Annotated in this window: 6 protein-coding genes; 3 read left to right on the top strand and 3 right to left on the bottom strand. The window is 66.4% G+C overall.

Annotated elements, in window-relative coordinates; all coding sequences use genetic code 11:
* Positions 1-127: 127 nt before the first annotated feature.
* From A5652_RS17690 to A5652_RS17680, 3 genes are all read right to left on the bottom strand, one after another.
* Positions 128-1,231, bottom strand: coding sequence for an AMP-binding protein (locus tag A5652_RS17690; RefSeq protein WP_067354164.1), 1,104 nt, complete (start codon positions 1,229-1,231; stop codon positions 128-130).
* Between the two features lie 197 nt (positions 1,232-1,428).
* Positions 1,429-2,193: an SDR family oxidoreductase gene (locus A5652_RS17685; RefSeq protein WP_067354160.1), complete on the bottom strand. Its 765-nt coding sequence runs from the start codon at positions 2,191-2,193 to the stop codon at positions 1,429-1,431.
* A 150-nt stretch (positions 2,194-2,343) separates the two neighbouring features.
* Complete coding sequence (locus tag A5652_RS17680) at positions 2,344-3,303, bottom strand: oxygenase MpaB family protein (protein ID WP_067354155.1); 960 nt, start codon at positions 3,301-3,303, stop codon at positions 2,344-2,346.
* A 187-nt stretch (positions 3,304-3,490) separates the two neighbouring features.
* Between A5652_RS17680 and A5652_RS17675 the strand changes: the two genes are divergently transcribed.
* From A5652_RS17675 to A5652_RS17665, 3 genes are all read left to right on the top strand, one after another.
* Positions 3,491-4,096: a TetR/AcrR family transcriptional regulator gene (locus A5652_RS17675; protein WP_067354168.1), complete on the top strand. Its 606-nt coding sequence runs from the start codon at positions 3,491-3,493 to the stop codon at positions 4,094-4,096.
* Between the two features lie 40 nt (positions 4,097-4,136).
* Positions 4,137-5,513: an adenylate/guanylate cyclase domain-containing protein gene (locus tag A5652_RS17670; protein ID WP_067354152.1), complete on the top strand. Its 1,377-nt coding sequence runs from the start codon at positions 4,137-4,139 to the stop codon at positions 5,511-5,513.
* Between the two features lie 136 nt (positions 5,514-5,649).
* Positions 5,650-6,063 (top strand): methyltransferase domain-containing protein (locus A5652_RS17665; RefSeq protein ID WP_156745404.1); only part of this gene is annotated, 414 nt, incomplete at its 3' end.

Genomic DNA, 6,063 nt, shown 5'->3' with positions numbered 1-6,063 from the left:
CTCGGCGGCCGCGGTGCCTGCCGTCGTGGTGATGACCTCGCGTTTGCGGGTTCGATAACCGCCGCCCGCACCGAGCGCGTCCAGGGTTACCAAACCGGTTGCGGTGGAGCTTTTTCACCGACCATGCTCAATACACGCCTTCGGTGACGGCCTCGCCCTCAAAAGTGGTCACCGGCCGCACCTCGCTGACCGAATCGCTGAGGTCCCCGCCGGGACCCGGCATCCTGATCGCCAGGTCGCGCTCCAGGTTGTTCGGGATGAACATGCCCTTGCTGATGTGGTTCATCACCACCTGACCGTGCTGCCCGCAGGGCACTCGTTCCCCGGTGTCGGGATCGACCACCCAGAACACCACATACGGGGTGCGCGGGTCGAAGACGAATACGTCGCCGTCGACGAGTCGGGTGACCGCCTGTGAGAGCACCATGGTGCTGCCGAACGCCATGGTGATCGTCGTCGCTCCGAAGATGCCGCGCAGCAGGTCGAGCGTGTCGACATCCACATGCGCGCCGCTGAGCAGCAGGTACCGGATCTTGTCGTTGACCAGGTCAACCACCCGATCGTCGCGGGCGATCGCCTCCAGCAGCGGCGGCGTGGTGTGCAGGTTCGCGACATTCTGTGTCTGCAACACGAAGACGGCCTGTTCGACGACATGCTCGACGTAGGCCCGCACTTCGGCGGCGGCGCCGCGCGCGGCGATCTTCTTGACCCAGCGGGGATCGATGTCGATCGCGTGGAAAACCGCGCCGAGTCGCTGCGACACCAGCCGGGAGAAATAGCCGACGCCGTGCGGCCCACTTGGCATCAAGCAGAGAAAGCCCTGGCCCCGCCGGAAACCGCCCGCAGCGAAATCGTCGGTTTGCCATTCGATGACCTGTTCGACCCAATCCGGCATCTGCACAGTGCGCTTCGGGGCTCCGGTGGTGCCGCCGGATTCGAAAATCTGTGGCAACGATGCCACGGATCCCTCGGCCGCGTAACCGCGAGGAATGAGGTCCTCCACTGCGACACTGCGTAATTCGTTGATCAGGTTGGGAAACAGGCGCAGATCGGCGAAGGTGTTGATGTCGGTCAACGGGTCGAAGTCCAGCGTGCGAGCGGCCCGCAGCCAGAACGGCGAACCGGTGTCGTCGCCGAAATGCCAGGCGATCGCCGCGCGTAGATAGGCGTCGGCATCCTCGACCGGTGTCGCGCGCGGGACGTCCAACAACGAGAAGTCGACATCGCCCATGTCCTCGATCCTGTCCCATCGGGGACCGGTACGCCAAGGACGCCGGGGGTCTGGTCACGCCCTCGTATCGCCGTATCGCCTTATTTCACAGGGAGTTTCATTGGTGTGCACGCGGTGTTCAACGCGATGCCGGTTCGCGCAAGTCGTCCCGCAGCGTCCGGGCCCACCGCCTAAAGGCATGCAGCAACGCGCCCGAACTAACTGCCGAGCATCGCCGTGATGGCCTCGTTGAAACGGGGATAAATGTCGTCGTAGGTGCCGTCGCGCTCGGCGAACCGGAACATCTTGACGCGCTCCACCACGATCTCCTTGGCCTGCGGCTGCGTCTGCAACAGGCTCATCGTCTCGGTGATGTAGTCCTCCAGCGGCATCGCCCGGGGGTCGAATCCGCGCTCGCCCTGCAGCGCGGTCTGGACGTGGGGCGGGATGATCTCGATCACCTGCACCGACGTGTCACGCAGCTGGAACCGCAGCGACTCGGTGTAGGAGTGCAGTGCCGCCTTGGCGGCGCAGTAGGTCGGGGTGAGCGCGCTGGGCATGAAGGCCAGCCCGGACGTCACGTTGAGGATCGTGGCGTGCCGCTTCCGCAGCAGCGCCGGCAGCAGTGCCGATGTCAGCCGGATGGGGCCGAGCAGGTTGATGGCGATGCTCTGTTCGGCCAAGCCGACGTTGCTACCGGTCAGGTCCTCGACCCGCTGAATCCCTGCGTTGTTGACGACCACGTTGAGATCCGGGTAGTGGTCGGTCAGCTCGGTGGCGAATCGCCGGATGTCGGCGGGGTCACCCTGATCGAGGGACAGGGTCTGCATGCCCGGGTTGGCCTCCGCTACGGCCCGTAGGTGGTTGCTGCGCCGGGCGGCGATGATCACCTGGTTGCCCAATCGGTGGAAAGATTCCGCCAGGCCACGGCCGATGCCGCTGCCGCCACCGGTGACCAGAACGGTGTTGCCCGTCATCTGCATCGCGGTTCTCCTTCGGGGTCGCCCTGCCATCGGCTCGCTCGACCGGCCACTCGGCCGACAGAGCGGAATGCCCCAATGCGGAGCCGGCTAACCACGATGCCCTATGCGCCCGCGCGGTGTCACGACAAATGCGGCAGCGGCAAGATTTGGTTACGTGCCCGGTTGGTTGTGCAGCCGGCGCGGGTCGACGCCCGCGCGCTGCCACGCCGCGGCGGCCCAGCTCGTGTAGAGCACCCGGACGGGCAGCCGGTTGAGCAGCGGATCGAGCGCTCGAAGGGCCGCGGCGATGCGCTGGAAACGCTTCTCCTTCTTGGCATCCCACTGCAGCTGGCACACCTCGCGCATCTGCGGCGGCAGAGTTCCGACCACGATCAGCCGGGTGTAGGCGTTCAGCGGCGCCGACAGGACCTTCCAGATCGACTTGGGAATCCGGCGCGGACCCGGTATGCCCTTGCGGATATAGCCGGTGCCGTACAGCACCGTCTTGTGCGGGACGAACCGGTCGAGCATCTCGTCCCAGTAGGCCACGAAGTCGTCGTAGGTCTGCGGCTGCCCCCGGTCGCTGACGCCGTACAGGCTGTACCAGAGCTTGCCCTCGTTGAAGATCTGTTCCTTCTCGGCGTGGGACAGGCGGCGGATGAACGTGTCGGCGTTGTAGATGACCTGGTCGACGAAGCTGGCGTGCGCCCAGTAGAACAGCTCCGGATTCAGCGCGTGATATCGCGAGCCGTCGCTGACGGTGCCCTTGATCGTCTTGTGAAAGTCGCGCACCTTGCGGCCCCACTCGTGGGGCTCGTCGGAGTAGACGGTGTTCATCAGGGGTGGCGCGGTCCGCTTGGCCCGGCCCAGCGTGTCGCTGAAGACCACGGAATGGTCCAGCACGCCCTGGGCCAGCTGTTCGATGCAGTTCTCCACCCCGGCCGTGCGCTGAAACCCGAAGAGCTGAGTCCGAACGTCCCCATAGAACTTCCAGATCAACGAGTCCGGGCCCAGCCGCGGGGCGGTGTCGGCGACCTCGTCATCGACGGGCATGGGCATCGCTTCGCGAACGCCGGTGTCGAAACGCGACCCAGCGGTCGCCGAGACGAACCCGTCGTTCTGGGCGGTCATGCCCACCTCCCTGTCGCACCGGCAACGCGCGGCATGGCCGTGAACGTTGTGAACTATTGACACAAAGACGTATCTTTGTTTCAACACCCTAGCAAGGCTTCACCGCCGTCGCACGTTCCGGGCCGGCACCGCTGCCCGAAAAGTCGGCGATGAACCAGGTCGAGGAGTTGATACGATGCCGCCAATCATGCAGTCCGAACCGGGCTCTGCCACTGCCGAAGCGCTCACCGATCTCGATCGCACCATCCTGGACACCGCGCGAACCGTGTTCGAAACCTACGGCGTGCGTCGCGCCAATATCGACGACGTCGCCGCCCGGGCCGGCGTCAGCCGCAGCACCATCTACCGTCGCTTTCCGACCAAGGAGAAGCTGTTCGCCCAGGTGGTGCGCCGCGAGGCCGGTCTGTTCTTCGCCACCCTGGACCAGGCGACGACGGGCTGTGACCCGCAACAGGCCGTTGTCGAGGCCTTCGCGCTCGGGGTGCGCCTGGTGCAGGATTCACCGCTGTATTCGCGAATCGCCGAAAGCGAACCCGAACTCTTCGGCATGTTCTCCCGGTCGCATGCCTTCCCGATTCGCCAGTTCGCCGACGGAATCGCGCGTACCCTGCGGCGTTGCGGCGCCGGCATGGCCGACTCCGACCTGAACAACGTCGCCGATATCCTGCTTCGCGTCGCGCTGGGCATCATCGTCTTTCCCACCGACCGGCTCGACACCTCCGATGCGGCTGCGGTTCGCGAGTACGCCGCGCGCTATCTGGTTCCGATCATCAACAGCGCGCGAGGCCGCTGAGAGCCCTTACATTGTCGGCACGCTGAACTAGCCTTGAGCGGTGGCTGGGAGTTCTGCGGCTCCGCGGACCCGGTACGCCAGTTGCGGCGAGATCGACATCGCCTATCAGCTCTTCGGCGATGGCCCGATGGACCTGCTCATGCTGCCGGGCCCGCTGATCCCGATCGACTGCGTCGACCTCGAGCCCGCGATGTACCGCTTTCATCGTCGGCTCGCGTCGTTCTGCCGAGTCATCCGCTTCGATCAGCGCGGGATCGGCCTGTCGTCGCGGGTTCCCTCGCTGGACATGCTGGGCCCGGAATCGTGGGCCCAGGACGCGCTCGCGGTCATGGACGCGGTCGGTTGCGAGCGAGCCACGATCTTCGCCCCAGGTTTCACGTCGCTGACCGGTGTCGTTCTCGCCGCCGACCACTCCGACCGAGTGAACAACCTTGTGATCGCCAACGGCGCGGCGCGCACGCTGCGCGCTCCCGACTACCCCATCGGCGCCGACCTCGACGCCGCCGATCGATTCACGTCGATCGGGATGGAGCCGGACGCCGTCGATCAGGGCTTCGACATGCTCGGCATCATCGCGCCCTCCATGGCGAATGACGCCGCGTTCCGCTCGTGGTGGGACATGGCCGGCAACCGGGCCGCGTCACCCAGCATGGCCCGTACTTTCATCAACAAGGTCAGGCAGGGCGATGTCCGCGACCGACTGCCTCGCATCGCCGTGCCGACGCTGATCCTGCATCGCGACAACCCCGGCTTCAGCCCCGTCGAGCACGCGCACTACCTCGCCGAGCGCATCGCCGGATCGCACCTCGTCGAACTGCCCGGCCAAGACGTCCTGTACTGGGTCGGCGACACCGGCCCCATGCTCGACGAGATCGAAGAGTTCATCACCGGGGTGCGCGGCGGCTCCGACGCCGAGCGGCTGCTCACCACCATCATGTTCACCGACATCGTGGGCTCCACCGAGCGCGCCGCCGCGTTGGGTGATCACCACTGGCGCGACCTGCTGGACAACCACGACACCATCGTGCGTCACGCGCTGCAGCGGTTCGGCGGCCGCGAAGTCAACACGGCCGGAGACGGATTCGTCGCGACGTTCAGCAGCCCGAGCGCGGCGATCGCCTGCGCCGACGCCATCGTGGACGCCGTTCACGTTCTGGGAATAGAGGTGCGGGTCGGCATTCACGCCGGTGAAGTCGAGATGCGCGGCGCGGACGTCGCGGGCATGGCCGTCCACATCGGCGCACGGGTGGCGGCGCTCGCCGGGCCCAGCGAGGTGCTGGTGTCATCCACGTTGCGCGACATCGTCACCGGGTCGCGGCACCGGTTCGGCGACCGCGGTGAGACCGCGCTCAAGGGCGTCCCCGGTTACTGGCGGCTGTACGCCCTGGTCCGCGAGCACGCCGTCGTCCACCGGTAACCCGGCCGACAATTCGCAGCAGTCGAAGCGCCGGGCGGCTCGGCGTAGGCTGCGAGCGGGGACCTACCGGCGCCGACGCTTCGCGGCTTTCATTCGATTTCTGGCGTCTGGCTTGGCATTTCATTGAAGGAGACACATGACCGACGTGCACATCTCGTTGCCTCCCGCACTCCGGCGAGCCCTGGACCTGCTGATCGACCCGCCGGCCGATCCGGACGTGAGCAACGGTTATCTCGACCTGCTCGGCGCCGATAACGACGGTCCAGTCGAGAAGAACACCGGCCCGATCCAGGCGGCCTGGGCCTCACCGATCGGATCGATGCTGTACGACAACGCCCAAGCGCTTTCCCGGCGCTGGATCAGCGCGTGGCAACTGCCGCTGGAGTGGTTGGCCGTCCCGCAGGGCGGTATCGCGCTGGACGTCGGCTCGGGTCCGGGCAACGTCACCGCGTCGCTGGCGCGTGCCGCCGGTCCGGACGGGCTGGCCCTTGGCATCGATATCTCCGAGCCGATGCTTGCCCGCGCCGTGCGCAATGAGGCCGGGCCGCAG

The organism is Mycobacterium sp. 1165178.9 (assembly GCF_001673555.1).
Classification (GTDB): Bacteria; Actinomycetota; Actinomycetes; order Mycobacteriales; family Mycobacteriaceae; genus Mycobacterium.
The sequence above is the reverse complement of the archived record's forward strand: the minus strand, read 5'-3'. Positions and strand labels throughout refer to the sequence as shown.